Below are 24644 nucleotides of genomic sequence, written 5' to 3'. Positions count from 1 at the left end.
GGGCTGCTGGGCAGCTGCTCGATACCCTGATCGGCATGCCGAGCCGCGTCCGCCGACTATTCGTGACGGTCGGCGTGCTCGTCTCGCTCACCGGGCTGGCGCTCGCGGCGTGCACGGTGAACCCCCCGCCGGCGCCGCAGAGCACCGACACGCCGCACAACTCGCCACCACCTCCGCCGCGGCCCACCCAGATCATCATGGGCATCGACTCGATCGGCGCCGGCTTCAACCCGCACCTGCTGTCCGACCTGTCCCCGGTGAACGCGGCGATCAGCGCGCTGGTCCTGCCGAGCGCGTTCCGCCCGGTGCCCGATCCCGCCACGCCGACGGGCTCGCGCTGGGAGATGGACCCCACCCTGCTGGAGTCCGCCGACGTCACCAACCAGAACCCGTTCACGGTGACCTACAAGATCCGGCCGGAGGCGCAGTGGACGGACAACGCCCCGATCGCGGCCGACGACTTCTGGTACCTGTGGCACCAGATGGTCAGCCAGCCCGGCGTCGTCGACCCAGCCGGCTACGACCTCATCACCGGCGTGCAGTCGCTCGAGGGCGGCAAGCAGGCGGTGGTCACCTTCGCCCAGCCGTACCCCTCGTGGAAGGAGCTGTTCTCCAACCTCCTTCCGGCGCACATCGTCAAGGACGTGCCGGGCGGTTTCGCGGCCGGGCTGGCCCGGGCGCTTCCGGTGACCGGCGGCCAGTTCCGGGTCGAGAGCATCGATCCGCAGCGCGACGAGATCCTGGTGGCCCGCAACGACCGCTACTGGGGCCCACCGGCCAAGCCCGCGCTGATCCTCTTCCGGCGGGCCGGGGCGCCGGCCGCGCTGGCCGATTCGGTGCGCAACGGCGACACCCAGGTGGCCCAGGTGCATGGCGGTTCCGCGGCGTTCGCGCAGCTGTCCGCCATCCCCGACGTGCGGACGGCCCGGATCGTGACGCCGCGGGTGATGCAGCTGACGCTGCGCGCCAACGAGCCCAAGCTGTCCGACGCGCAGGTGCGCAAGGCGATCCTCGGGCTGCTGGACGTCGACCTGCTTGCGGCGGTGGGCGCGGGCAGCGACAACACCGTCACGCTGGACCAGGCCCAGATCCGGGCGCCCAGCGACCCGGGCTACGAGCCGACCGCGCCGCCCGCGATGACGACGCCGGCGGCGCTGGCCCTGCTGGAGGGCTCCGGCTACAAGGTCGAGGGCAACGCGTCGGGCTCGCCGGCGCCCACCCCGACGAACACCGGGGGACCGCCCGAGGTCATCCGCGGCCGGATCAGCAAGGACGGCCAACAACTTTCGCTGGTCATCGGCGTGGCCGCGAACGACCCGACGTCGGTCGCGGTGGCCAACACCGCCGCCGACCAATTGCGCAACGTCGGCATCGCGGCCAGCGTGCTGGCGCTGGACCCGGTCACGCTGTATCGCGACGCGCTGAACAACAACCAGGTGGACGCGATCGTCGGCTGGCATCAGGCGGGTGGGAACCTGGCCACGCGGCTGGCCTCGCGGTACGGCTGCCCGGCGCTGGAGTCCACGCAGGTGCCGACGTCCCCGGGGGCGCCCACCTCGGCGGCCCCGACGACCGGTCGGCCGGGCACCCCCGCCACCACGCCGTCGACCCAGCCCAGCCGGCCGGCGGACCCCAACGCGCTGGTGCAGGCGCCGTCCAACCTCACCGGCATCTGCGATCGCAGCGTCCAGTCGAACATCGACGCCGCGCTGAACGGGACGAAGAACATCAACGACGTGATCACCGCGGTCGAGCCGCGACTGTGGAACATGTCCACCGTGTTGCCGATCCTGCAGGACACCACGATCGTCGCCGCCGGCCCCAGCGTGCAGAACGTGGGCCTGTCGGGTGCGGTGCCGGTCGGCATCGTCGGCGACGCCGGCCAATGGATCAAGACCGGGCCCTGAGCCGGCCCCGGCGGCTCGCTAGTCCAGGGCCGCCCGCGCCGCCCGCGGCGGCATCACGGCATCCACGATGAGCGCCAGCTCCCGCCGGTTGGGTGGCGACCCGGTCAGCAGGAAGTGCTGATTGATCAACGCGGGGCCGATGCGCGCGGTCAGCGGGGTGATCATGTCCGGGTCGAGGTCACCCTCCGCGACGGCGGCCTGCAGGATCGATTCGACGATCCGCAGCCGCGGCGCCACCACCGCGTCGGCGAAGATCGCGCGCATCTCGGGCTCGTGCAGCAGCTGGTTGACGGTGGCCATGCCGGGGAAGGCGGTCTTGCCGGCGCAGACGTCGCGGTGGGCGGTGAACACCGTCAGCAGGTTTTCCCGGGCCGAACGGCCGGGCCGCGCCTCGGGCAACGGCGGCAGGGTGTGCACCAACGCGGCGTGCACCAGCTCGCACTTGGTGGCCCACCGCCGGTACAGGGCCGCCTTACCGGTGTGGGCCCGCGCCGCGATTCCCTCCATCGTCAGCCCGCCGTACCCGACCTCCGCCAGCTCGGCCAGCGTGGCCTCGTAGAGCGCCCGTTCGAGGACCTCGCCCCGTCGGCGGCTCCGGCCGCCGGCCGGGGCGGTCTGGGTGAGCTGCGGCATTCCTCGATAGTAGCCGCATGCGTTCCTATCGCTACTGCTGCGGGTAGGGTGCCGTCATGCCCGACACTCCGCGGCTGCTGTTCGTCCACGCGCACCCCGACGACGAGAGCCTCAGCAACGGGGCGACGATCGCCCACTACACGGCCCGCGGGGCCGACGTGCGGGTCGTCACCTGCACGCTCGGCGAGGAGGGCGAGGTCATCGGGGACCGCTGGGCCGAGCTGGCCGTCGACCGCGCGGATCAGTTGGGGGGCTACCGCATCGGCGAGCTCACCGCGGCGCTGCACGCGCTGGGCGTCGGCGCGCCCCACTACCTGGGGGGCGCCGGGCGCTGGCGCGACTCGGGCATGCGGGGCACGCCCCCGCGGCGGCGCCAGCGCTTCATCGACGCCGACGAGCGGGAAACCGTCGGCGCGCTGGTCGCGGTCATTCGCGAGCAGCGCCCGCACGTGGTCGTGACCTACGACCCGGGCGGCGGCTACGGCCACCCCGATCACGTCCACGCCCACACGGTCACGACGGTCGCCGTGGCCGCTGCCGGTTTGAAGGCCGGCTCCGGCGACTTTCCGGGCGAGCCATGGACGGTGCCGAAGTTCTACTGGACCGTGGTGGCCGAGAGCGCCTTCGAGGCCGCGTGGGAGACGCTGGACGACAACGATCTGCTGCCGCACTGGGCGATTCCGCCGCGCGACGAGTTCGATTTCGGCTATTCGGACGACAAGATCGACGCCGTCGTCGAGGCGGGTCCGCTGGCGTGGGAGGCGAAGCGGGCGGCACTGGCCGCGCACGCCACCCAGGTGGTCATCGGCCCGACCGGCCGGACCTGTGCGCTGTCGAACAACATGGCGCTGCCGATCGTGGCGGAGGAGCACTATGTGCTGGCCGCCGGCGCGGCGGGCGAGCGCGACGGGCGCGGCTGGGAAACAGATCTGCTTGCGGGGCTTAATTTCAGCGCGGTCGACACGCGGTAGGCTTTTCAATCAGGCAGCCACGGAAGGACTTCGCATGGACCCCGACCTGGACCCTAATCAGCAGCATTGGCAGGACCGGCTCGACAGCCTGCAGTGGGTTATCGGCTCGATACTCTCCAACATCGACAGCGTCCCGACCTGACCGAAACGAAGCCGCGCGCCGCATCCACCGAGGACGCCGGCGCGACAGACCCCGCGATACGTTTCGTTGTCCTGGCGCTGCTCGCGGTCGACGGGGTCCTCTCCGCACTTGCCGGGGCCCTGCTGCTGCCGTCCTATATCGGGGCCGTCCCGTTTCCCATCAGCGGCCTGATTTCCGGCTTGGTCAATGCCGCGCTGGTGTGGGCCGCCGGGCGGTGGACCACGTCGTCGCGGCTGGCCGCGCTGCCGTTGTGGACGTGGCTGCTCACCGTGGCCGTGATCAGCATGGGCGGCCCGGCGGACGACGTCATCCTGGGCGGCCGCGGCCTGCTGGCCTACGGGGCCCTGCTGCTGATCGTGCTCGGTGTGGCGCCGCCGTTCTGGGTGCTGTGGCGGCGGGGTCGCGGGGCCTGAGGTTCGCGCGGGCCGGGATGTCCCGGGTTGCGGCCCTGACGCTACTGTTTACTGTTGCGCAGACGGGGCCCGCACGGGTCGGAGAAAATTTCACATGTTGGGACACGCGGATGAAATTCGATCGTGGGGAAGTTACACGAAGGTGCCGCTGACTCCGGGCGAGGAGCCTACCGCTCTTCCTAATCCTGTGGTTCCGCCTAAGACCAGCGCCTCGGCGCTGCGGCGGGTGTTGCGCCGCGCCCGAGACGGCGTCGCGCTCAACGTCGATGAGGCTGCCGTCGCGATGACCGCGCGGGGTGAAAACCTCGCGGATTTGTGCGCGAGCGCGGCGCGGGTGCGCGACGCGGGCCTGACGTCGGCCGGCCGGCGCGGCCCCGGCGGCGGGCTGCCGATCACCTATTCGCGCAAGGTGTTCATCCCGGTCACCCATTTGTGCCGCGACACGTGTCATTACTGCACCTTCGTCACCGTGCCGGGCAAGCTGCGCGCGCAGGGGGCGGGGATGTATCTGGAGCCCGACGAAATCCTCGACATCGCCCGTCGCGGGGCCGAACTTGGTTGCAAGGAAGCGCTTTTCACCCTTGGCGACCGCCCCGAGGACCGGTGGCCGGAGGCGCAGCAGTGGCTCGGCGAACGCGGATATGACTCCACGCTGTCCTACGTGCGGGCCATGGCGATCCGGGTGCTCGAAGAGACCGGGCTGCTGCCGCACCTGAACCCCGGCGTGATGAGCTGGTCGGAGATGGCGCGGCTCAAGCCGGTGGCGCCGTCGATGGGCATGATGCTCGAGACCACGTCGCGTCGGTTGTTCGAAACGAAAGGGCTTGCGCACTACGGCAGTCCGGACAAGGATCCGGCGGTCCGGCTGCGCACGCTCACCGACGCCGGCCGGTTGTCCATTCCGTTCACGACCGGTCTGCTGGTCGGAATCGGCGAGACGCTGACCGAGCGGGCCGAGACCTTGCACGCGATTCGCAAGTCCCACAAGGAGTTCGGCCACGTCCAGGAAGTGATCGTGCAGAACTTCCGGGCCAAGGAGCACACCGCGATGGCCGCCGTCCCGGACGCGGGAATTGACGACTACCTGGCGACGGTGGCGGTCGCGCGGTTGGTGCTCGGTCCCGGCATGCGCATCCAGGCGCCGCCGAACCTGGTGTCCCGCGACGAGTGCCTGGCCCTGGTCGGCGCCGGGGTCGACGACTGGGGCGGGGTGTCGCCGCTGACGCCCGACCACGTGAACCCGGAGCGGCCGTGGCCCGCGCTCGACGAGCTGGCCGACGTCACCGCCGAGGCGGGATACGAACTGGTGCAGCGGCTGACCGCCCAGCCGAGATACGTGCAGGCGGGCGCGGCGTGGATCGACCCGCGGGTGCGCGGCCACGTCATGGCGCTGGCCGATCCGGCTACCGGGCTGGCCCGCGACGTCAACCCGGTGGGGCTGCCGTGGCAGGAGCCCGACGACGTCGCGTCCGCCGGGCGGACCGACCTCAACGAGGCGATCGACACCGAGGGCCGCGCGACCGAAGCCCGCAGCGATCTGGACAGCGCATTCGGCGACTGGGAATCGATCCGCGCCCACGTCCACGAGTTGGCCGCCCAGGGCGCCAAAGCGCCAGAGCGCTTAGCCACCGACGTGCTCGCCGCGCTGCGGGCGGCCGAGCGCAATCCCGCCGGCTGCACCGACGGCGAATACCTGGCGCTGGCCACCGCCGACGGGCCCGCGTTGGAAGCCGTTGCCGCGCTGGCGGATTCGCTGCGCCGCGACACCGTCGGTGACGATGTGACGTTCGTGGTGAACCGCAACATCAACTTCACCAATATCTGCTACACGGGTTGCCGGTTCTGCGCGTTCGCGCAGCGCAAGGGTGACGCCGACGCGTATTCGTTGTCGACGCAAGAGGTGGCCGACCGCGCGTGGGAGGCGCACGTCGAGGGCGCCACCGAGGTGTGCATGCAGGGCGGGATCGACCCCGAGTTGCCGGTCACCGGCTACGCCGACCTGGTCCGCGCCGTCAAGGCGCGGGTGCCGTCTATGCACGTGCACGCCTTCTCGCCCATGGAGATCGCCAACGGCGTGACCAAGAGCGGGCTGAGCGTGCGCGAGTGGCTGATCAGCCTGCGCGAGGCCGGGCTGGACACCATCCCCGGCACCGCCGCCGAGATCCTGGACGACGAGGTGCGCTGGGTGCTCACCAAGGGCAAGCTGCCGACGTCGGAATGGATCGACATCGTCACCACCGCGCACGAGGTGGGCCTGCGCTCGTCGTCGACGATGATGTACGGCCACGTGGACAGCCCGCGGCACTGGGTCGCCCACCTCAACGTGCTGCGCGGGATCCAGGATCGCACCGGCGGGTTCACCGAGTTCGTGCCGCTGCCGTTCGTGCACCAGAGCTCGCCGCTGTATCTGGCCGGCGCCGCCCGGCCCGGTCCCACCCACCGCGACAACCGGGCCGTGCACGCGCTGGCGCGAATCATGTTGCACGGCCGGATATCCCAAATTCAGACCAGCTGGGTGAAGCTGGGCGTCGAGCGAACCCAGGTGATGCTCAACGGCGGCGCCAACGATCTGGGCGGCACCCTGATGGAGGAGACCATCTCGCGGATGGCCGGCTCGGAGCACGGGTCGGCCAAGACCGTCGAAGAGCTGACGGCCATCGCCGAAGGGATCGGGCGCCCGGCGCGTCAGCGCACCACGACGTACGCCCCGCGGGCGGCGTAGCGGCGCTTGCGTGTCACCGGCGGCGGGTATAACCGACGCCGTGAAGCAAGACATCGATGAGGACCGGTTCCCGGAGTGGCGGCCGTTCGTCGACGCGGTGCAGCGGCGGCGGCCCGACGCCGGAACCTGGTGTGAGGCATGGACGGTGCGCGACATCGTCATCCATCAGGCGGGCAACGCCGAGGAGCTCGCCCGGGTGCTGGGCGCGCACTTGGCCGGTGAAACCGTCGGCACGCGCTCCTTCGAGGAGCGCGAGGGACCGCTGCGCGCCCTGACCGACGCCCAGTTGTGGGACGCCCTGCTCGACCGGATGGCCACCCTGAGCGCCGTCTCGGCGGAGGCCGACGCCGTGCCGCAGGACACCGACGTGGCCTGGACGGGCCGCACCATGAAGGTGCCCTGGTTCGCCGAGCACATGCGCGAGGAGCTCGTGCTGCATGGCTGGGACATCACCGGTGATGATGCCGCCGCTCAGGCGCGGTTGGCCGAGCCCTGGATGACCACCCACAGCGTCCTGGCGGTCGGCAAGCCGCTGCTGGTCAAGGGCGCCAAGCGGCTACGGCCGGACGAACGCGTCGAGGCGCGGCTGCGGACCCCCGGCACCGACGACGTGTTGATCAGCGCCGAGGCGGACCGGACCGCCATCGAACTCAGGCAACCCGAGGGACCCGCCACGCTGGAAACCGATCCGGCCGCGCGCGTGCTGCTGCTCTGGGGTCGTAAGCCCGCGGACCCGTCGCGCATCTGCAGCCGCGTCGGACCGGAAACCCTGGGCCGCGTCCGCGGCCTGCTCAGCGGTTACTGACTCAGAAGTTGTTGCAGGTGACGGCGACCTGGTTGATGTCGTCGTAGTACTTCATCGCCGACGGCATCGCCTGGATCTGCTGGGCCATCTGCTGGCGCTTCGGCGGCGGCGCGGCCAGGAAGTTGCGGATGTAGGACTGCGCGATCGGCGAGTTGTTCAGCTGCGCGGCGGCCGCCGGGTCGGTGGCGTTGAGCGCCGCGATCACCTGCCCGTAGTTGCACGTGGTGTTGATGATCGCGTCCGACGGGTCCGCGGATGCGATCCCGGCGCCGGCGGTCAACGCCACTGCAGCGCTACCCACCGCAACGGTCAATTTGGTCAACGACAGCCTCATGTGTGGACACCTTCCCCGTTAATGCACCGCTTTTAAAGGCGACGACATCTGCCCAGCGGTTGCCGTCTTCCGGTCGAGGCTACCAGGCGCCACGACCGTGCTTCTATCTCAACGAATATCGCCGAACCCGGCTGGACTGCGACTATGCGCAGGTCGGCGGCCCGGGGGCGGTGTTCGCCCTTGGCGAAACGGGCCCCGGTCGCGGCTTGCGAGACTGGTGGTCTTAAATCGTCGATTCAACGGGCGTGCCAAGTGGTTGACGTGTATGTGCAACGTCTAGTATCAGTAACCGAAAGCTTTGTCTGGAGCGGCCGGAAGCACCGGGCGCGAGCCGAAGAGCAGCCCACACCGCAGTACATGGAGGAGACGTCTGTGACCTACACGATCGCCGAGCCCTGTGTCGACATCAAAGACAAGGCATGCATCGAGGAGTGCCCCGTCGACTGCATCTACGAGGGCGCGCGGATGCTGTACATCCACCCCGACGAGTGTGTCGACTGCGGTGCGTGCGAGCCCGTCTGCCCCGTCGAAGCGATCTACTACGAAGACGACGTGCCCGAGCAGTGGAGCCAGTACACGCAGATCAACGCCGACTTCTTCACCGAGCTCGGGTCGCCGGGCGGCGCCGCCAAGGTCGGCATGACCGAGAACGACCCGCAGGTGGTCAAGGACCTGCCGCCGCAGGGCGAGGGCGACTGAGCGGGCCGGTGCTGGATAAGCCCGGGGCGCGGCCGCGAGCCACCCGCGGGCGGGTCTCGGCGGCCCTGCCGGAATTCCCCTGGGACACACTGGCTGAGGCGAAGGCGCTGGCCGTCGCGCATCCCGACGGCATCGTCGACCTGTCCGTCGGCACCCCGGTGGATCCGGTCGCGCCGGTGATCTCCGACGCGTTGGCGGCCGCAGGTTCCGCGTCCGGCTACCCCGCCACCGCCGGCACCCCGCGACTGCGCGAGGCGGCGGTCGCCGCCCTGGCGCGGCGCTTCGGCATCACGGGGCTGACCGAGGCCGCCGTCCTGCCGGTGATCGGAAGCAAGGAACTCATCGCCTGGCTGCCGAGCCTGCTCGGACTCGGGCCCGCGGACGCGATCGTGGTGCCCGAGCTGGCGTACCCGACCTACGACGTCGGGGCCCGGCTGGCCGGCGCGACGGTGCTGCGCGCGGATTCGCTGACCCAGCTCGGCCCGCAATCGCCGGCCCTGGTCTACCTGAACTCGCCGAGCAACCCCACCGGGCGTGTGCTGGGCGTCGACCACCTGCGCAAGGTGGTCGGCTGGGCGCGCGACCGGGGCAGCATCGTGGCCTCCGACGAGTGCTACCTGGGGCTGGGCTGGGAGGCCCAACCGCTGTCCATCCTGCATCCCTCGGTGTGCGACGGCGACCATGCCGGGCTGCTCGCGATCCACTCGCTGTCGAAGAGCTCGTCGCTGGCCGGCTACCGCGCCGGGTTCGTCGCCGGTGACCCCGATCTGGTGGCCGAGCTGCTGGCGGTGCGCAAACACGCCGGGATGATGGTCCCGACGCCGGTGCAGGCGGCCATGGTGGCCGCCCTCGACGACGACGCCCACGAGCGGGCGCAGCGCGAACGGTACGAGCGGCGGCGGGCCGCGTTGCTGCCGGCCCTGCGCGCCGCCGGATTCGCCGTCGAGGATTCCGAGGCCGGCCTGTACCTGTGGGCCACCCGCGCCGAGCCATGCGCCGACAGCGTCACCTGGCTGGCCGAACGGGGCATCCTGGTGGCGCCCGGCCACTTCTACGGCCCGCGCGGCGCACAGCACGTCCGCGTCGCGCTGACGGCCACCGACGAGCGGATCGCCGCCGCGGTGCACCGGCTGGCCTAGCAAGCCGCCACCGGGACGGCGGCGACCGTGCACAATGCATCGGAGGTGTTCGCCCGCTCGAGTTAAGGACGGTGGTCGTGACCACGTCGGCCGGCAAGCTACGGATCCCGCTTTCGGTCGGGGACATCGCCAAGCGGGTGTTCCTGGGCAAGCCGCTGGTCACCGAGGACATCGCCTCCGAGAAGTTGTCGAATCCGGTTGCCCTGGGCGCGCTTTCGCCGGACGCGGTCTCGTCCGTCGCTTATGGCCCCGAGCAGATCCTGATCGAGTTGCTGCCCCACGCGGGGCTGGCCGCCTTCGTGTTGTTGCTTCCGATCACCGGTGTCATCCTGCTCATCCTGGTGCTGGTGGCCGCCTCGTATCGCCAGGTGGTGATGGCGTACACCCGAGCGGGCGGCTCCTACATCGTCGCCCGCGAGAATTTCGGGCCCCGGGTGGCGCAGATCGCCGCCGCCGCGCTGCTGATCGACTACGTGGTCACCGTCGCGGTGCAGTCGGCGGCCGGGACGGTCGCGGTGGTGTCGGCCGTCCCCTCGCTGGGCCCGTACAGCCTGGAAATCACGGTCGGGGTGGTGCTCGCCATCTGCTACGCGAACCTGCGTGGGCTGAAGGAGGCGGGGCTGCCGTTCGCGCTCGCCACCTACGCCTTCATCGGCATGGTCGGCCTGACCATCGTGGTCGGCGTCATCCGCGCGGCCCTGGGCAATCTGCCGATCTACGATCCCGCGCACCTGTCCGGAACCGTGCCCGTTCACCAGGGCAACGGCCTGGTGCTGGGGGCCACGATCTTGGTGTTGCTGCGAGCCTTCGCCAACGGGGGCTCGTCCCTGACGGGGGTGGAGGCCATCTCCAACACCGTGGATCACTTCCGAAAGCCTCAGGGCCGCAACGCCCGCCGAGTGCTCACCGCCATGGCCACCATCCTCGGCCTGCTGCTGGCCGGCGTCGCCTATCTGGCCCACGTCACCCACGCCACGCCGTATCTCACCGAGTACCCGTCGGTGCTCTCGCAGATCGGGCGCGCCGTCTTCGGCAACGGCGTGCTCGGCAATGTCTTCTACACCCTGGTCCAGGCCGCGACCGCCGCCATCCTGTTCACCGGCGCGAACACCAGCTTCAACGGATTCCCGGCGCTGGCCAGTTTCGTCGCCGAGGACCGCTTTCTGCCGCGCCAACTCACCAAACGCGGGCACCGGCTGGTCTTTTCGAACGGCATCATCACCCTGACCGCGCTGTCGGTGGTGCTGCTCGTGGTGACGGGCGGCTCGGTCAACGCGCTGGTCCCGTTCTACGCGATCGGCGTGTTCACCGGGTTCTCGATGGCCGGCTACGGCATGACCAAACACCATCTGACGCACCGCGAACCGGGATGGCGCCGCCGCCTGGCGATCAACCTGTCCGCGGCGATCCTGTCCACGATCGTGGTCGGCATCTTCGCGGTCGCGAAATTCACCGAGGGCGCGTGGCTGGTGGTCGTGGTTTTCCCGCTGCTGGTGTTCATCCTGACCCGGCTCAACCGCGAATACCGCGCCGAGGCCGCCATTCTCGAGATGTTCCGCACCGACCGCCCGGAGCTGGTGAAGTACGCGCGGCACCGGGTGTTCGTGTTCGTCGACTCCGTCGACCTGGCGGTGATCGAAGCGTTGCGCTACGGCAGGGGACTGCGTGCCGACGAGCTGACGGCGGTGCACTTCATGGTGGACCCGGCCCACGCCGCCGTCCTGCGAAAGCGTTGGGACCACTTCGATCTGGATACCCCGCTGCGGGTCGTCGATTGCCCGGACCGGCGGATCATCCGGGCCGCGCAGCTGTTTGTCGCCAAGGCCCGCGACGAACAAGCGCGCACCAACGTGACCGTGCTCCTGCCGCGCCGGACCTTCGGGCGGCTGCTGGGGCGGCTGTTGCACGACCGCACCGCGGACAAGATCTCCAGCGCGGTGAGCCTGATCCCCGACGCGGCGGCGACCATCGTGCCGTACGACGTGGAATCGCGGATCAGGGAGGCCTACCCCGACACCGTCGAGCAACGGATCGCCGGCGAGATCGACAAGCTCGAGGCGTGGGTGTCCAAGGGCGAGGACGAGAAGGTGGACGCCTACGAGCACCCGGAGCGCCCGGCGTCGGTCATCCTGGTGGCCGGCCTGATCTCCGGCCAACGGGCCACCGTCGAGGGCCGGGTCAGCGAGGTCGAGGACGTCAACGACCGGGGGCGCACCCTGCGCGAGGTCGTCGTCGGGGACAACAGCGGGGAATTGACGATCACCTTCCGGCCCGGCCACGGTGGCGCCGACATCCAGCCCGGCCAGGTTTTGCGGGTCAGCGGGAAGGCCCGGCAATCGGGCACCCGGCCCATCACGATGGTGGACCCGACCTATCGGGTGATCGAAGACCCGGCCGACGCTGTCGAATCCGACAAATCCGGTGATGGCGGAGGGACATAACCTTCGCGAATAAGGTTCCCCGCCAAGTCCTTTCGTCCCCGCGCGCGCGGGCACGCCAGCGCCACCCGAGTTTCGCCCGATCCCGGCCCGAGACCGGTTGTGCGCCCGAAATTTTCCAACCGCGCAGCGCACGGAGTTCGGGTCGCTAAGCTGATACCGCACTTTACGAATCCTGAGCCCGGATGCGTGAGCGGTGGTGCGCCCATGCGCACGGGGGGGCTCTGCCGAGCATTCGTACGGCCGCCGACCGCCCACCAGCGGAGAACAGGGGACCGCACGTTGCCTCTCGCGAACGCCGCCACCTCCGTTGCCGTGATCGGCATGGCCTGCCGGCTTCCCGGCGGCATCGACTCGCCGCAACAGCTGTGGGAGGCCTTGTTGCGCGGAGAGGATTTCGTCGGCGAGATTCCCGCCGACCGGTGGGACGCCGACCTGTATTACGACCCCGAGCCCGGAGTGCCGGGCCGGTCGGTGACGCGGTGGGGGGCCTTCCTGGACGACGTCGGCGGCTTCGACTGCGATTTCTTCGGCATGACCGAGCGCGAGGCCACCGCGATCGACCCGCAGCACCGGTTGCTGCTGGAGACGTCCTGGGACGCCATCGAACAGGCGGGCCTCGATCCCGCGGGCCTGGCCCACTCGCAGACGGGGGTCTTCGTCGGACTGACCCACGGCGATTACGAACTGCTCTCCGCCGACTGCGGTGCCGCCGAGGGGCCGTACGGATTCACCGGGACTTCCAACAGCTTCGCCTCGGGGCGGGTCGCCTACACGCTGGGTTTGCACGGCCCGGCGGTCACCGTGGACACCGCGTGCTCGTCGGGGTTGATGGCCGTTCACCAGGCCTGCGGCAGCCTGAACAGCGGGGAAAGCGACGTTGCCCTCGCGGGGGGCGTCGCCGTGACGCTGGAACCGCGCAAGTCCGTGTCGGGCTCGCTGCAGGGCATGCTGTCGCCGACCGGCCGCTGCCACGCCTTCGACGTGGCGGCCGACGGCTTCGTGTCCGGCGAGGGCTGCGTCATGCTGCTGCTCAAGCGGCTCGACGACGCGCAGCGCGACGGCGACCGCATCCTGGCCGTGCTGCGCGGCACCGCCGCGAACCAGGACGGCCGCACCGTGAACATCGCGGCGCCGTCGGAAACCGCCCAGGTGGCCGTCTACCGGAAGGCCCTGGCGGCCGCCGGCGTCGACCCGGCCACCGTTGGCTTCGTCGAGGCGCACGGGACCGGCACGCCGGTCGGCGATCCCATCGAGTACTCGAGCCTGGCCGCCGTGTACGGGACCGAGGGGCCGTGCGCGCTGGGCTCGGTGAAGACGAACTTCGGCCACCTGCAGTCGACGTCGGGACCGCTGGGGCTGATGAAGGCGATCCTCGCGCTGCGGCACGGCATGGTGCCGCGGAACCTGCACTTCACCCGCCTGCCCGACGGGATGGCCGAGATCGAGACCGAACTCTTTGTGCCGCAGGCCAATACGTCCTGGCCCACCGACGGTCACCACCCGCGCCGCGCCGCGGTGTCGTCGTACGGCATATCCGGCACGAACGTGCACGCCGTCTTGGAGGAGGCGCCGCCGCACGGGGCGGGGGAGCCGGCTCCGATCACCGGCGGGGCGTTGCTGTTTGCCGTGTCGGCCACGTCGGCGGAACAGTTGCGTGCCACGGCCGCCCGCCTCGCGGCCTGGGTCGACGAGCACGCCGGCACCGTAAGCCTGCGCGACCTCGGCTACACCCTGGCGCGCCGGCGCGCGCACCGGCCGGTGCGGACGGTGGTGTCGGCGAGCGACTTCGGTGAGCTGGGCACGGCCCTGCGCGACGTCGCCGACGGGGATTTGCCCTACCAGCCCGCCGTCGGGCAGGACGATCGTGGGCCCGTGTGGGTGTTCTCCGGCCAGGGTTCGCAATGGCCGAGGATGGGCGCCGAACTGCTGGCGAGGGAGCCGGTGTTCGCCGCGACGATCGCCACGTTGGAGCCGCTGATCGCCGCGGAATCGGGTTTCTCGGTCACCGAGGCCATGTCGGCGCCGGAGGTGGTCACCGGCATCGACCGCGTGCAGCCGACGATCTTCGCGATGCAGGTCGCCCTGGCCGAGACGATGAAGTCCTACGGGGTGCGCCCCGGCGCCGTGATCGGGCATTCGCTCGGTGAATCCGCCGCGGCGGTCGTCGCCGGCGGCCTGTCGCTCGAAGACGGCGTGCGCGTCATCTGCCGCCGCTCGGCGCTGATGGCGCGCATCGCCGGCAGCGGCGCCATGGCGTCGGTGGAACTGGCCGGCCAACAGGTGCTCTCGGAACTGTCCATCCGCGGCATCACCGACGTGGTCCTGTCCGTGGTCGCCTCACCCACGTCGACGGTCGTGGGCGGCGACGCGCAGACGATCCGGGATCTGGTCGCGGCCTGGAGCGAGCAGGACGTGCTGGCGCGTGAGGTGGCGGTGGACGTGGCCTCGCACTCGCCGCAGGTGGAACCGATCCTCGACGAACTCCTCGAGGCCCTCGCCGGCCTCGAGCCGAGGGAGTCCGACGTTCCCTACTACTCGGCCACGCTGTGGAACCCCCGCGAACGCCCGTCGTTCACCGCCGACTACTGGGCCGAAAACTTGCGCCACACCGTGCGATTCGCGGCGGCGGTACAGGCCGCCCTCAAGGACGGGTTCCGCGTCTTCGGGGAGCTGGCGCCGCATCCGTTGCTCACCCATGCCGTCGAGCAGAACGCCGGCGCCCTCGACACGCCGATCGCGGCGCTGGCGGCCATGCGCCGGGAGCAAGAGCTGCCGGCCGGATTGCGTGGTTTCGTCGCCGACGTGCACAGCGCCGGCGCCGCGGTCGACTTCTCGGTGCAGTACCCCACCGGCCGCCTGCTGGACGCCCCGCTCCCGGCCTGGACGCACCGCACCCTGATGTTGCGCCGCGAGGCGAAAGAGCAGGCGCACGGCGCGTCGGTCCAGGCCGTCCATCCGCTGCTGGGTGCGCACGTCCACCTGCACGAGGAACCCGAGCGCCACGTCTGGCAGTCCGACGTCGGCACCGAGGCGCACCCATGGCTCGGCGACCACCAAATCCACCGCGTGGCAGCGCTTCCCGGTGCCGCCTACTGCGAAATGGCGCTGGCCGCCGCGCGGGCGACCCTCGGCGGCCAGGCCGAGGTCCGCGACATCACGTTCGACCAGACGCTGTTGCTGGACGGGCAGACTCCGGCATCGTCGACCGCCACGGTCACCGCTCCCGGCGTCCTGGAATTCACCGTGGACACCCACGCCGATGGCGAACGCGTTCGCCGGGCGGCCGCGGTCCTGCACGCCCCACCGGTAACCGATGGGGCCGCGCCGCGGCAGCCGCCCGCCCACGACCTGGCCACGTTGATCGCCAATCACCCGTCCGGCACCGACGGCGGCGAACTGCGAAAGGCGTTCGGCGCCATCGGAATTCAGTACGGCCCGGCCTTCTCGGGCCTGGCCGCGGCGCGCAACTCCGATGCGGGCGCGGGTACCGTGCTTGCCGAGGTGGCGCTACCAGGAGCGATCCGCTCCCAGCAGTCGGGTTACGGCATCCACCCCGCGCTGCTGGACGCGTGCTTCCAGTCGGTCGTCGTTCATCCCGAGGTGCAGAAGGCGAGCGCGGAGGGTCTGCTGCTACCGGTCGGCGTGCGCCGCCTGCGCAGTCATGCCTCGACGCGCAACGCGCAATACTGCCTCGCGCGGGTAACGTCGTCGCGCCCCGGCGAGTGTGAGGCGGACATCGACGTGCTGGACTCCTCCGGCGCCGTGCTGCTGACCGTCGAGGGGCTGCGCCTGGCCGGTGGCGCCGCCGAGGGCGACCGGGCGCGCCGGCTGCTGGGCGAGCGGTTGTTGACCATCGAATGGGAGACCCGCAGGCTTCCCGACCCGTCGCGCGGCGAGCCCGGATCGTGGCTGCTGCTCAGCGCCGGTGAGGTGACCGATCCGCTGACGGCGCAACTCGGCGAGGCGTTGTCCGACGGCGCCCAATGCACCACGGTGGCGCTGCCGCCCGGGTCGGCGAAGGCCTCACAGCTGCGCACGCTGCTGGCGAGAAACGGCCCGGCCGCCTCGAACGGGCACGGGCCGCTCAAGGGCCTGACCGGTGTCGTCGTGGTGACCGCGCCACCCGCCGGCGACGCCGACCCGACCCGGGGCGGCCGCGACTACGTCTCGCACCTGGCGACCATCGCCCGCGAGCTCTCCGAGTTGCCGGGCGAATCACCCCGGCTCTTCGTGGTGACCAGGAACGCCGCGAACGTGACCACAGGCGACGTGGCCAACCTGGAGCAGACCGGGCTGCGCGGGCTGCTGCGGGTGATCGATTCCGAGCACCCGCACCTGAGCGCCACCCAGATCGACGTCGAGGCCGCGACCGATGCCAAACATGTTGCCCTGCAGCTGAAGAGCGGCTCGGAGGAGGACGAGACCGCCTGGCGGCACGGCGAGTGGCACACCGCGCGGCTGCGGTCGGCTCCCCTGCGTCCGGCCGACCGCCAGACCACCGTCGTCGACCACGAGCGGGACGGCGTGCGCCTGCAGATCCGCACCCCGGGCGACCTCGAATCGCTGGAGTTCGTCGCGTTCGACCGCGTCCCGCCCGGGCCGGGGGAGATCGAGGTCGCCGTCACCGCGTCCACCATCAACTTCGCCGATGTGCTGCTCGCCTTCGGCCGCTATCCCACCTTCGAGGGCTACCAGCAGCAGTTGGGCGGCGACTTCGCCGGGGTGGTCACCGCCGTCGGGCCGGACGTCACCGGGCCGAGGGTGGGTGATCGGGTCGGCGGCATCTCCCGCAACGGCTGCTGGGGTACGTTCGTCATCGCCGACGCGCGGCACGCGGTCGTCCTGCCGCCCGGCCTGCCGCTGGACGCCGCGGCCGCGGTACCCACCGCCGCGGCGACCGCGTGGTACGGCCTGCACGATCTGGCCCGGGTCGCACCCACCGACAAGGTCCTCATCCACTCCGGCACCGGTGGTGTCGGGCAGGCCGCCATCGCGATCGCCCGCGCCGCCGGTTGCGAGATCTTCGCCACCGCGGGCAGCCCGCAGCGCCGGCAACTGCTGCGCGACATGGGAATTGAACGCGTCTACGATTCGCGCAGCACGGAGTTCGCCGAGCAGATCCGCCGAGACACCGACGGTTACGGCGTCGACGTGGTGCTCAACTCGCTGCCCGGCGCCGCGCAGCGCGCGGGAATCGAATTGCTGGCCTTCGGCGGCCGGTTCATCGAGCTGGGCAAGCGCGACATCTACGGCGACACCCGCCTTGGGCTTTATCCGTTCCGCCGCAACCTGTCCCTGTTCGCGGTCGACCTGGCGCTGCTGACGGTCACCCATCCCGAGACGGTCCGACGGCTGCTGACCACGGTGTACCAGCGCACGGGCGACGGCGAGTTGCCGCGGCCGCGGACCACCCACTTCCCGATCCACGACGCGGCCGCCGCGGTCCGGCTGGTCGGCGCCGCCGGCCACACCGGCAAGGTGGTGCTCGACGTGCCGCGGGCCGGGCGCAGCGTGGCCACGGTTCCCCCGGAACAGGTGCGGCCGTTCCGCGGCGACGGCGCCTACATCGTCACCGGCGGTATCGGCGGGCTGGGACTGTTCCTGGCCGGTGAGATGGCCTCTCGGGGAGCCGGGCGGCTCGTGCTCAACTCCCGATCGGCGCCCGACGCGCGGGCGCGGCAAGCCATTGAGCGCCTGACCGCCGGCGGGGCCGACATCGTGGTGGAGTGTGGCGACATCGCCGAGCCGGGCACGGCCGCACGCCTGGTGGCGTGCGCGACCGCGACGGGACTGCCGGTGCGCGGCGTGTTGCACGCGGCGGCGGTGGTCGAGGACGCCACGTTGACCAACGTCACGGACGAACTGGTCGAACGGTGTTGGGCGCCAAAGGTTTACGGCGCCTGGAACCTGCATCACGCCACGGCGGGGCAGCCGCTGGACTGGTTCTGCGCGTTCTCGTCGGCGGCCGCGCTCGTCGGCTCCCCGGGGCAGGGCGCCTACGCGGCGGCCAACAGCTGGCTGGACGCGTTCGCGCACTGGCGCCGCGCGCAGGGGCTGCCGGGCAGCGCGATCGCCTGGGGCGCGTGGTCCGAGGTGGGGCGGGCCACCGCCCTGGCGGAGGGCGCCGGCATCGCCATCAAGCCCGCCGAGGGCTTCCGCGCCTTCGAGTCGCTGCTGCGCTACGACCGCGCTTACTGCGGCTACGCGCCGATCACGGGAACGCCGTGGTTGACCTCGTTCGCGCAGCGCAGCCGGTTCGCCGAGGCGTTCCGGTCGTCGGGTCAGGGCGATCCGGACACGGGCAGATTCCTGGCCGAGCTCAAGGGGTTGCCCCGCGAGGAATGGCCCACCGCCATCCGTCGGCTGGTGTCCGGCCAGATCAGCCTGTTGCTCAGGCGCACAATCGATCCCGATCGTCCCCTGTCCGACTACGGGCTGGATTCGCTCGGCAATTTGGAACTGCGCACCCGCATCGAAACCGAAACGGGCGTGCGCATCAGCCCCACCAAGATCACCACCGTGCGGGATCTGGCGGAGCATCTGTGCGACGAGCTCGCCGCCACCGAACTCGCACCGTCGGCATCCTGACGCAATTCGACTCATCGCGGTCGTAATCGTTGCCGTCACGGTCGGGCAAGGCCACCCCGCGGCCAGGCGAGCCGGCGGCCGCCGCGCGGTGGCGGGGCCCGTCAAATCTCCTGTAAATTGGCCATCTTAAGTAGCCGAATGGCTACACCCCGGTTTGACTGGCGAGCGACGTGGTGAGGGGCTGAGCATGTCGGACAACATCACCTGGCACGAACACCACATCAGCCGCAGCAGCCGGGAACAACTCAACGGGCACCGGGGCTGCGTCCTCTGGTTCACCGGGCTCAGCGGTAGCGGCAAGAGCACGGTGGCCAACACCGTCGAGCAGAAGCTCTACGAGCGGGGCGTCCGCAGCTATCTGCTGGATGGGGACAACGTCCGCTACGGGCTCAACGCGGGCCCGGGAACCCTCGAACCGCGCCACGGGGCCGAGTTCGCCAAGAGGTTCGGTCTGGGCTTCTCCGCCCAGGATCGCGAGGAGAACATCCGGCGGATCGGGGCGGTGTCCAAGCTGTTCTGCGAGGCCGGCATCATCGCGTTGACCGCCTTCATCAGCCCCTACCGGCGCGATCGCGACGCGGTCCGCGAAACGCTGGTCGAAGGCGACTTCCAGGAAATCTTCATCGACACCCCGATAGAGATCTGCGAAAAGCGGGATCCCAAGGGGCTTTACCAGAAGGCGCGGGCCGGGGAGATCAAGGGATTCACCGGCATCGACGACCCGTACGAGGCTCCGGTGCAGCCCGAGTTGCGACTCGAGGGCGGCCAGAAGGACGCGGACACGCTGGCCGAGGAAGTGATCGCCCACCTGGAGAAGGTGGGTGTGATCCCGGCCCTGGCCCGCAGCCAGGAGGGGTTTAGCAAACGGGGATAACGGGCATCAAGGCGGACTGCTCGAACACGCACTCGAAGCGAGGTCATCAGATGAGCTATACGGGCCACAACGGGAAACCGATCGTGGAAAGGGTGGCCACGGCAGGCGCCGCCGACCTGATCAAAGGCCTGCCCCGGGTGCCCATTTCGAAGGCGACCGCGCACGAGGTGATCAGCCTGTCGTACGGCTTCTTCACGCCGCTGACGGGGTTCATGGGCCGCCAAGAGGTCGACACCACGCTGGACAAGATGGCGCTGCCGGACGGCACGCTGTGGAGCATCCCGATCGTGTTCGACCTGTCCTCCGACGAAATCGAGGAGCTGGGGATCGAAGAGGGCCGCAGCGTCGTCCTCGAGTACCTGGGGGCCCCGATGGCCACCTTCGAGGTCGCCGAGATCTACTCCTACGACCTGCAGCACTTCGCCGAGAAGACCTACGGCACAACCGATCCCCGGCACCCGGGGGTGAAGAAGACGCTCGCGTACGCGAACCGGTTCATCGCCGGGGATATCACGCTGATCAACGAGCCGGTCTTCAACGAGCCGTTCAAGAGTTTCTGGCTCACCCCCAAGCAGCATCAGGACGCCTTGGCGGAGAAGGACTGGAAACACGTCGTCGCCCACCAGACCCGCAACGTCCCGCACACCGGTCACGAGGCGCTGATGAAGCAGGCGTGGCTGGCCGCGAACGAGGACATGCCCGTCGACAACCTGAACACCGGCGTGCTGGTGAACGCGATCATCGGCCAGAAGCGGGTGGGGGACTACATCGACGAGGCGATCCTGCTGACGCAGGACGAGTTGCGCAAGAGCGGCTACTTCCGCGAGGACGTGCACAAGGTGACCTTCACGCTGTGGGACATGCGCTATGCGGGCCCGCGGGAGGCGATCTTCCACGCGATCCTGCGGACCAACCTCGGCTGCACCCACCACATGTTCGGTCGCGACCACGCCGGCGTCGGCGACTTCTACCACCCCTACGACTCGCAGAACCTGCTGCAGGATCACCGCTCGGACCTCGGCATCAAACCGGTGTTCCTGCGGGAGAACTGGTACTGCCCCGAATGCCGCGAGGTGACCAACTCGGCGCTGTGCGGTCACGACACACACGCGCAGAGCTTCAGCGGCAGCCTGATCCGCAGCATCCTCACCGACGAGGTGAAGCCGACCCAGCAGGTCATGCGGCACGAGGTGTTCGAGGTCGTGCTGGAGTCCGCCGCGAAATACGGTCAGGGCTCACCGTTCGTCACCGAGGAATACCTGGCGAACCGGCTGCCGGTGTTCACGCTCAACCAGCTGGAGGGGGCCGAATCATGAGCGCCGCCAAGAAGATCAAGGTCAACGTCTGGATCAACGAGGAACGGCTGGAGGCGCTGGCGAAAGCGGGAATGGCCGATTCGGCGAAGGACGCCTTCGCCGGCATGAAGCTCCTGGAGATCTACACCACCGAGGAGCAGAAGGACCTTGTGTTGCAACGCTTTCCGGGGGCCAAGTACGATTCCGCCACCACCAAGTCCATCGAGCTACTGCCGAAGAAGGCCAAGGACCGGCTGCTCGAGCTGTCGATCAACATGCACTCGACCGGCCCGGACGTGATGGGCCGTTTCCTGGACGAATCGCAAACCTAGCGGGCCGCTCAGGCGTCCAGCCGGGTGAACTCCTGGCGGCGATACTGTTCGACACAGGCGGCCCGGCGGATCTTGCCGCTCGTCGTGGTCGGAATCGACCCCGGTGACACCAGCACGAGATCGGCGACATTCAGACCGTGCGAGTTGGAAATGGCCGCGGTGACATTGTTTTTGACGACGGCGAGCCGGCGCAGCGCCTCCTCGTCGGAATCGCCGCGCTTCTTCATTTCGATGATGGTCACCAGCTTCTCGGTCTCGTCCAGCGCGACGGAGATGGCCGCGACCCGCCCCCCGGTGATCTCCTGGACCGTCGACTCGATGTCCTCGGGATAGTGGTTGCGCCCGTAGACGATCAACAGGTCCTTCGTCCGGCCGACGATGAACAGCTCGCCCTCGGAAACGAAGCCGAGGTCGCCGGTGCGCAGCCACGGTCCCTCGGGCGTGCCCGGCGACGGGTCGGCCAGCATGCCGCCGAACGTGCGCGCGGTCTCCTCGGGCTTCTGCCAGTAGCCGGCGGCCACATTCTCGCCGTGCACCCAGATCTCGCCGACCGAACCCGGCGGGCATTCCTGGTGGGTATCGGGGTCCACGATCCGCACCGCCGGCGACTCGGGCATGCCGTAGCTGAACAGCGGTGAGCCGGTCTCGGCCGAACACCGCTGGGCGGTGCCGTCGGACAACTTCTCGGCGTCGAAGTGCGCGATCTCGGGCGGGCCGCTCGCGATGCGGCTCGAGACGTACACGGTGGCCTCGGCCAGACCGTAGGAGGGGTGCATCATGTTCTCGCGAAAGCCGTACGGGGCGAACCGTTTACAGAACCGCTCCAGCGTCGCGGGGTGGATGCGTTCGGCGCCGCTGACGATGCCCAAGACTTTGCCGAGGTCGACGCCGTCGAGGTCGGCGTCCGTCGTCTTTCGGACGGCCAGCTCGAAGGCGAAGTTGGGCGCCGCGGAGATGATCGGGACGCCGATCGACATGGCCTGAATCCACCGCGCCGGGCGCTGGAGGAAGGCCACCGGGCTGGTCAGGTTGGCGCGGTAGCCGGCCAGGATCGGCGCGATGACGCCGAGCACCAGCCCCATGTCGTGGTAGAAGGGCAGCCAGGACACCGCCGCGCTGCCGCGCGGGGGAACGCCGTTGAATTCGGCGAAATAGGCGGTCATCAGCTGCCGGAAGTTCACGTGCAGGTTGCGGTGCGAGATCATCACCCCGGCGGGCACGCGGGTGGAACCGGACGTGTACTGCAGGTACGCCGTGTCGGGGGCCCCGCTGATGCGGATGCTCGGCGCGCCCGGGTCGTCGAGGTTCAGCGCGTCGACCTCGACGGCAACCGGGCCCGGCCCCAGGTACTCGGAAACCGCCCCGGCCACCGGGGACGTGGTGAGGACGACGGTTGGCGTGGTGTCGGCCAGGACGGCGCTCACCCGTTCGTCGTGCGAGCCCGCCGCCGGAACGGACAACGGCACCGCGATCAGCCCGGCCTGCATCGCGCCCAGGAAGGCCACGATGTAGTCCAGCCCCTGCGGGGCGAGGATCACGGCCCGGTCCCCGACGGCGCCGTGCCGCTTGACCTCGTGCGCGACGTTCAGGGTCCGCTGGTAGAGCTGCGCCCACGTCACCGTCTCGGTGACGCCCTCCCAATCGCGTTCGTAGTCGGTGTAGGCGAACACGACATCGTCGGGCTGCAGGCCCGCGCGCTCGCGCAGCAGGGCGACCACGGACGCGTTCGGCATGGCCGTCAGGGTACCGCCTCCCGCCGGGGTGCACCCGGGAGTCGCAAACTCAACGAAAACAGCAGCCGCACCTCGGGATCGGCAAGCGATGTCGACAGCAACCTCTCGATCCGTCGCACGCGGTAGCGAACCGTGTTGGGGTGCACGTGCAGCGACCGCGCGGCGGCGGCGATGTCGCCGAAGCTGTCCAGATACACCCGCAGCGTGTCGGCCAGCGCCGGCTCCCGGGTGCGCAGGTCGACGATCCGCGGGTCGGCCAGGCGCTCCTCGCGGCCAACCAGGCCGAGGATCTCGTCGAGCAGGACGGTGGTGCGCGCCTCGGCCAGCGACGTCACCTGCGGCATCGAAATGGGATGGCGCGCAGCGCTGTCCAGCACCCGGTCCAGTTCGGCGCGCGCGGCGGCGATCCCGGCGAGGCCGGTGACCGGAGCGGCGACGGCGGCGCGCAGCTGCATCCCGAGCTCGGTGCGCATCCCGGCGATGGTGCCGCGCACCCAGGAGGTGGCCGAGCGGGTCGGCGTCTGGGGCAGCAGCACATAGATTCGGGATCCCCGGGAGGCCACCTGGGCGTCCGGCCGAAAAGCGCTGGCGCTGAGCGCCATCACGTCGGGTAACCGAACTTGACGGGCCGCGCCGGCGTCCGCGTCCGCGGTGTCCCAGCCGACCAGCGCCGCGGCGCCGTCGGCGGCCAGGCCGAGTTCGCTTGCGACGGCGGCCACGTCGGGTTCGCCGTCGATCAGGCCCAACAGCTGCTGCACCCGCCGCAGCTGCGTGGAGGGCCGGGCGGCCAACCGCGCCATGATGCGCCCCGCCAGTACCGCGGCGCCGCGCAACATCTCCTCGGCGTCGTCGGCCAGCGGTTGTGCGCCCTGCTGCACCCAGATGGTGCCGGCGAACTCCGGCGGTCGCCGCGCGTCCGCCGCGGGCCGGTAGATCCCGATGGCCAGCCGCGGGCGCAGGCCCAACTCCGGGCGCTCGGCCACCCGCACCACGCCGTCGCCGGCTCGCAGGGCATCGAAAATGCCCCATTGCCCGATCCATTCGAGATGCTCGGGCGGCCCCGCCCTGCCCAGGATGGACAGCCGGCGCAGCTCGTCGGCCTCGTCGTTGGATGCCGAATACGCCAGCACGTGCGATTGGGCGTTTTCGATGCTGACCATGCCGTGAATGCGGTCGGCCAGCGACTGCGCCAGCCCGAACAGGTCCGTGCCCGAGTCCTCGGTCGCGTCGGCGCGGTCGCCGTGATGTTCCAGCACGTGGTTGACCAACTGGTAGAGCCGTTCCCACCGCGCGCGCGGCTCGACGGCCACCACCGCCGACCCCGCCGCGACCGCCGCCGTGACCAAACGGGTCGACGGCTCCTTGGCGAAGATCGCCGCCGGAACGCGCTCGCGCGCCTGCTTGTCCATCCACCGCAGCGCCTCGTCGTCGGCCACGCCGAGCAGGAAGAACACGTCGGCCGAGCCGGCGGCGGCCGCCAGCCCCAGCCGCACGTCGTCGCTGTCGATCAGCGCCGCCGAGCCCACGGCCAGGTCGAGGCCCCGCGGCGCCTCCACCAGGCTGACCAGCGTCGCGTCCAGCGCCAGCAACAGCTGGCCCAGCCCGGTCATTGTCCG

General features: G+C 70.3%; 16 protein-coding genes. 12 read left to right on the top strand and 4 right to left on the bottom strand.

Going from position 1 to position 24644, the window contains the following annotated elements; all coding sequences use genetic code 11:
* Window positions 1–29 precede the first annotated feature (29 nt).
* Entirely contained in the window at window positions 30–1907 is a 1878-nt protein-coding gene (locus tag WU80_RS02790; protein WP_197280994.1) for an ABC transporter family substrate-binding protein, read from the top strand.
* 18 nt (window positions 1908–1925) lie between these two features.
* Here WU80_RS02790 and WU80_RS02785 read toward each other — a convergent pair whose 3' ends face one another.
* Window positions 1926–2540: a TetR/AcrR family transcriptional regulator gene (locus WU80_RS02785; RefSeq protein ID WP_055398831.1), complete on the bottom strand. Its 615-nt coding sequence runs from the start codon at window positions 2538–2540 to the stop codon at window positions 1926–1928.
* A 56-nt stretch (window positions 2541–2596) separates the two neighbouring features.
* Here WU80_RS02785 and mshB point away from each other — a divergent pair, with 56 nt between their 5' ends.
* The 4 genes from mshB (at window position 2597) to WU80_RS02765 (ending at window position 7593) form a co-directional block, all read left to right on the top strand.
* Window positions 2597–3511: an N-acetyl-1-D-myo-inositol-2-amino-2-deoxy-alpha-D-glucopyranoside deacetylase gene (mshB, locus tag WU80_RS02780; RefSeq protein ID WP_055398828.1), complete on the top strand. Its 915-nt coding sequence runs from the start codon at window positions 2597–2599 to the stop codon at window positions 3509–3511.
* 93 nt (window positions 3512–3604) lie between these two features.
* A complete protein-coding gene (locus WU80_RS02775; RefSeq protein ID WP_055398826.1) occupies window positions 3605–4066 on the top strand; it encodes a hypothetical protein in 462 nt (153 codons plus the stop codon).
* A 94-nt stretch (window positions 4067–4160) separates the two neighbouring features.
* Window positions 4161–6788 (top strand): bifunctional FO biosynthesis protein CofGH, encoded by a 2628-nt coding sequence (locus tag WU80_RS02770; RefSeq protein ID WP_082459674.1) that lies wholly within the window; start codon window positions 4161–4163, stop codon window positions 6786–6788.
* 40 nt (window positions 6789–6828) lie between these two features.
* The gene (locus WU80_RS02765) at window positions 6829–7593 is read left to right on the top strand and encodes a maleylpyruvate isomerase N-terminal domain-containing protein (protein WP_055398822.1); all 765 of its coding nucleotides are present in this window, start codon (window positions 6829–6831) and stop codon (window positions 7591–7593) included.
* A 1-nt stretch (window position 7594) separates the two neighbouring features.
* Here WU80_RS02765 and WU80_RS02760 read toward each other — a convergent pair whose 3' ends face one another.
* On the bottom strand, window positions 7595–7927 hold the full coding sequence (locus WU80_RS02760; protein ID WP_055398820.1) for a hemophore-related protein: 333 nt from the start codon (window positions 7925–7927) through the stop codon (window positions 7595–7597).
* 372 nt (window positions 7928–8299) lie between these two features.
* Here WU80_RS02760 and fdxA point away from each other — a divergent pair, with 372 nt between their 5' ends.
* The 7 genes from fdxA (at window position 8300) to WU80_RS02725 (ending at window position 21295) form a co-directional block, all read left to right on the top strand.
* Window positions 8300–8626 (top strand): ferredoxin, encoded by a 327-nt coding sequence (gene fdxA / locus WU80_RS02755; protein WP_055398945.1) that lies wholly within the window; start codon window positions 8300–8302, stop codon window positions 8624–8626.
* An 11-nt stretch (window positions 8627–8637) separates the two neighbouring features.
* Window positions 8638–9765 carry a succinyldiaminopimelate transaminase gene (dapC, locus tag WU80_RS02750; RefSeq protein WP_156349386.1) on the top strand — a complete coding sequence of 376 codons (1128 nt, stop codon included), beginning with the start codon at window positions 8638–8640 and terminating at the stop codon, window positions 9763–9765.
* 77 nt (window positions 9766–9842) lie between these two features.
* Window positions 9843–12206 (top strand): APC family permease, encoded by a 2364-nt coding sequence (locus tag WU80_RS02745; protein WP_055398943.1) that lies wholly within the window; start codon window positions 9843–9845, stop codon window positions 12204–12206.
* 204 nt (window positions 12207–12410) lie between these two features.
* Window positions 12411–18794 carry a type I polyketide synthase gene (pks2, locus tag WU80_RS02740; protein WP_082459673.1) on the top strand — a complete coding sequence of 2128 codons (6384 nt, stop codon included), beginning with the start codon at window positions 12411–12413 and terminating at the stop codon, window positions 18792–18794.
* 187 nt (window positions 18795–18981) lie between these two features.
* Entirely contained in the window at window positions 18982–19668 is a 687-nt protein-coding gene (cysC, locus tag WU80_RS02735) for an adenylyl-sulfate kinase (RefSeq protein WP_055398816.1), read from the top strand.
* 50 nt (window positions 19669–19718) lie between these two features.
* Window positions 19719–20984: a sulfate adenylyltransferase gene (gene sat / locus WU80_RS02730; RefSeq protein WP_055398814.1), complete on the top strand. Its 1266-nt coding sequence runs from the start codon at window positions 19719–19721 to the stop codon at window positions 20982–20984.
* Complete coding sequence (locus tag WU80_RS02725; RefSeq protein ID WP_055398812.1) at window positions 20981–21295, top strand: hypothetical protein; 315 nt, start codon at window positions 20981–20983, stop codon at window positions 21293–21295. Before sat ends, WU80_RS02725 begins: the two co-directional genes overlap by 4 nt.
* An 8-nt stretch (window positions 21296–21303) precedes the next feature.
* On the opposite strand, the gene fadD21 is transcribed toward WU80_RS02725, so the two are convergent.
* Complete coding sequence (fadD21, locus tag WU80_RS02720; RefSeq protein WP_055398810.1) at window positions 21304–23028, bottom strand: fatty-acid--AMP ligase FAAL21/FadD21; 1725 nt, start codon at window positions 23026–23028, stop codon at window positions 21304–21306.
* A 5-nt stretch (window positions 23029–23033) separates the two neighbouring features.
* Window positions 23034–24638, bottom strand: coding sequence for a CdaR family transcriptional regulator (locus WU80_RS02715; protein WP_055398808.1), 1605 nt, complete (start codon window positions 24636–24638; stop codon window positions 23034–23036).
* Window positions 24639–24644: the final 6 nt, after the last annotated feature.

This window comes from Mycobacterium sp. UM_11 (assembly GCF_001414075.1).
GTDB lineage: Bacteria > Actinomycetota > Actinomycetes > Mycobacteriales > Mycobacteriaceae > Mycobacterium.
Note: the sequence above shows the minus strand (reverse complement) of the source record. Positions and strands in the feature narration are given on the sequence as shown.